General features: G+C 63.3%; 1 protein-coding gene. It reads left to right on the forward strand.

What is annotated here, in order from left to right; all coding sequences use genetic code 11:
- Positions 1 to 220: 220 nt before the first annotated feature.
- On the forward strand, positions 221 to 610 hold a 390-nt coding region (locus C7G61_RS43085), incomplete at its 3' end, for a helix-turn-helix domain-containing protein (RefSeq protein WP_145963846.1).

The raw sequence follows: 610 nt of genomic DNA on the forward strand, positions 1-610 counted from the left end.
CCCGACGCGCATCGCATCTTGAGGCGGCTGGAGGCCCACTTCACCCCCAAGCACGCAAGCTGGTTTGAACATGGCCGAGATTGAGATCGGGGTGCTCAAGTGAAGTAGTTTGGACTTAATCTGACAGACGGTGTCGTTAGGCTGAGGCATGAGCCGAGGCCGGGCGCGGAGTGGTCGGGGTGCGCAGCGCCCGGCCTCGGGGTTCACAAGGAACATCGTCATGACCAACGAGCAGAAGATCATCCGCGCTAAGGTCGGCCTTTTGGAGCTGGCCAAGCAGCTCGGCAACGTCAGCCAAGCTTGCCACATGATGGGCTACTCCCGCGACAGCTTCTACCGCTTCAAGGAGCTCTATGAGACCGGCGGCGAGATGGCCCTGCAGGAGCTGACGCGCCGTAAGCCGCTGCTGGCCAACCGCACTCCACCGGAGGTGGAGGCCGTCATCGTTGAGCTGTCCCTGGAGCAGCCAGCCTTCGGCCAGATCCGCCTTGCCAACGAGATGCGCAAGCGCGGCCACTCGATCTCGCCGGCTGGCGTGCGCGGAGTGTGGCAGCGGCACGATCTCGAGACGATGAAGAAACGGCTCAAAGCCCTGGAAGCGAAGGTCGCG

Source organism: Bradyrhizobium algeriense (genome assembly GCF_003062295.1).
Taxonomy (GTDB): domain Bacteria; phylum Pseudomonadota; class Alphaproteobacteria; order Rhizobiales; family Xanthobacteraceae; genus Bradyrhizobium; species Bradyrhizobium algeriense.